This window comes from uncultured Salinicola sp., from assembly GCF_937921195.1.
Classification (GTDB): Bacteria; Pseudomonadota; Gammaproteobacteria; order Pseudomonadales; family Halomonadaceae; genus Salinicola.
The window spans coordinates 1-3,224 of the sequence record NZ_CALFQK010000183.1 but is presented as its reverse complement, the minus strand read 5'-3'; the positions used below and the strand labels follow the sequence as shown (position 1 = coordinate 3,224).

General features: G+C 69.2%; 2 protein-coding genes. Both read left to right on the top strand.

Going from position 1 to position 3,224, the window contains the following annotated elements; genetic code table 11:
• Nucleotides 1-197: 197 nt before the first annotated feature.
• Entirely contained in the window at nucleotides 198-1,661 is a 1,464-nt protein-coding gene (gene xdhA / locus Q0602_RS21950) for a xanthine dehydrogenase small subunit (protein WP_298848030.1), read from the top strand.
• Nucleotides 1,645-3,224, top strand: a 1,580-nt coding sequence (locus Q0602_RS21945; protein ID WP_298848027.1) for a molybdopterin cofactor-binding domain-containing protein, incomplete at its 3' end; no start/stop codon positions are given. The genes xdhA and Q0602_RS21945, both read left to right, overlap by 17 nt.

Genomic DNA, 3,224 nt, shown 5'->3' with positions numbered 1-3,224 from the left:
TAGTGGCCCACGGTGCCGATGCTATGCTGAATCGGGCGGGTTGTCTGCCGGCGGCCCCCGGTTCCAGTGCCGGTAGAGAGCACTTGCCATCAAGGCCGGAATCGAAGACGCTATCCAAAGCTGACCGATCGGTCAGGATTCATCCTGCAAGGTTGCCGGTAGACGGCGCCCCGCACAACGACAATGGCAGGCTCCCGATGATCGAATTCTTCCTCAATGGCCAGCATCGGCGACTGGCCGCCGCCCCCGATACCAGCGTACTCGAGCTGCTGCGCGGCCCGCTCGCGCAGCGCGGTACCAAGGAGGGTTGCGCCTCCGGCGACTGCGGCGCCTGCACCGTTGCCATCGCCCGCCCTGACGGCGACGGGTCGTTCGCCTATCGCACCCTGAACGCCTGCATCACGCCGGCGCATCAATTGCAGGGCACTCACCTGGTGACCGTTGACGGCCTGGCCCGGGGCGATGCGCTGCATCCGGCGCAGTCGTCGATGGTGGCGTGCCACGGCAGCCAATGCGGATTCTGCACGCCCGGCATCGTGATGTCGCTGTTCGCCCTGCACGAACAGCAGCGGGCGCTCCCCCACCAGGTGCTGGACAACCACCGGCTGGAAGCGGCGCTCGGCGGCAATCTGTGCCGCTGCACCGGCTACCGCCCCATTCGCGACGCCGCCCTGAGCATGGGCGAGCGCAGCGACACCCGCCCACCCTGGGCCGAGGATCCCACCCTCAAGAGGGCGGTTCGCGACCTCTCCCCGGCAGTGGCCGTCGAGGACCAGAGCGGCTATCTGACGCCGACGACCCTCGCCGAACTCACCACCGCCATGCAGCGCCATCCCGAGGCGCGTTTGGTGGCTGGCGCCACCGATCTCTGGCTCGAGGTCACCCAGCGGCTCGCGCAGTTCGACACCCTGATCGATCTACGCCAGGTCGAGGAGCTCCGCCAACTCGAGGAAGTCGCGGACGGCTGGTGGGTGGGCGCGGCGATCACCTATCGCGAGTGGGAGCCGCTGCTGACCACCCATTATCCCGCTTTCGCGCATCTGCTGACCCGGCTGGGGTCGGCCCAGATTCGCAACCGGGCCACCGTGGGCGGCAATATCGCCAACGCCTCCCCCATTGGCGATACGCCGCCGGTGCTGCTGACGCTGGACGCGAGAGTGCGCCTCGCCGGGCCGGACGGCATGCGGGAGCTCCCGCTGGACGCTTTCTTCCTCGACTACAAGCAGACCGCGCTCGCCCCCGGCGAGTGTATTGCCGCCATACTCCTCCCCAGGCCAGGCGACGGCCACGAGCAGCGCGTCTGGAAACTCTCCAAGCGGCGTGAAGACGACATTTCGACGCTGCTGGGCGCCTTCCGCTGGCGGCTGCAGGAGGGTGTGCTGCAGGACGTGCGTGTCGCCTACGGCGGCATGGCGGCGATTCCGCTGCGGGTCCGGGCCGTCGAGGCCGCGCTGGAAGGCAAGGCCCCCGACGAGCAGGCCTTCGCTGCCGCCAGGCGGGCGCTCCAGCAGTCACTCACCCCGATGAGCGACGCCCGTGGCTCCCGCGACTACCGCGCCACCGCCGCGGCCAACCTGCTCGAACGCTGGCGACTGACACTCGCCCGAGCCGCGCTGGACGAACCGACGCAGGAGGTGACGCTCGATGCGTACGCTCACTGAAAAGCGAATCCGAAAGGCGCGCGCCGCTTCCGATGCCGTGCCGGAGGCCCTGGACGAGGCCGACCGGGCGGAAAGCGCGGGGATCGGCCGCCTCGAGGGTGACGAGCCGGTTGCCCGCGATACCGTCAGCCCTCGGCCGAGGCGAGATGCTGTCCGTCACGCCCAGGCTCACGAGAGCGCCACCAAGCATGTCACCGGGCGTGCCCGCTACATCGACGATCTGCCGGCGCCCCATGACACGCTGCACGCCATGGTGGGGCTGAGCGAGGTGGCCCATGGCCGGGTGACCCGCCTCGACCTCGATGCGGTCCGGGCGATGCCCGGCGTCGTCGACGTGATCACGGCGCAGCATATTCCCGGCCATCGCGATATCGGCCCGGTGTTTCCCGGCGACCCCATGTTTGCCGACGCGGAGGTCAGCTACGTCGGCCAACCGCTGTTCGCGGTGGCCGCCACCAGTTATCCCGAGGCACGTCGCGCGGTGAAGGCGGCAGTGGTCGAGATCGAGCCGCTGCCACCCCGCTTCGACCCGGTCGCCGCCGCCGAGGCCGGCGAATTGGTACGCCCCACGCACCGGCAAGTCAGCGGCGATTGGCGACGGGCGCTGGAGAGCGCGCCCCACGTGCTCGAGGCCGAACAGTTCGTCGGCGGCCAGGAACACTTCTACCTCGAGGGCCAGGCCTGCCTGGTCGTGCCCGGCGAGGACGAAGGCGTCATCGTCCATACCTCCAACCAGCACCCCAGCGAGACCCAGAAGCTGGTCGCCGAGGTGCTGGATATCCCGTTCCACGCGGTGACGGTGGAGAACCGCCGCATGGGCGGCGGCTTCGGCGGCAAGGAGACCCAGGCCGCGCCCTGGGCGTGCGTGGCGGCGCTGCTGGCGAGGCGAACCGGCCGGGCCGTGCGCCTGCGCCTGCCCCGTGCCGACGATACCCGTGCCACCGGCAAGCGCCACCCGTTCCACAATCGCTATCGGTTGGGTTTCGACGCCGACGGCGTGATCCTCGGCGGCGACATCACCCTGATCGGCGACTGCGGCCACTCGCCGGATCTCTCCGAAGCGGTGGTCGACCGCGCCATGTTCCACGCCGACAACGCCTACTCGCTGGGCGCCGCGCGGGTGACCGGACACCGTGCCCGCACCCATACCGCATCGAATACCGCCTTTCGCGGCTTCGGCGGCCCGCAGGGGATGATGATCGTCGAACGGGCGATGGACGATATCGCCCGCCATGTCGGCCAGGATCCGTTGACCGTACGCAAGCGCAATCTCTATCGCAGCGGTCGCGATACCACCCACTACGGCCAGCACGTCGATCAGCATCCGCTGATGGTGGAGATCATCGAGCGGCTGGAGCGCAGCAGCGACTACTGGCAACGCCGCGGCGAGATCGGTGCGTTCAACCGCGCAAGCGCCGTGATCAAGCGCGGCCTGGCGCTGACGCCGGTCAAGTTCGGCATCTCCTTCACCGCCAAGCACCTCAACCAGGCGGGCGCCCTGCTCCACGTCTACACCGACGGCAGCGTGATGATCAATCACGGCGGCACCGAGATGGGCCAGGG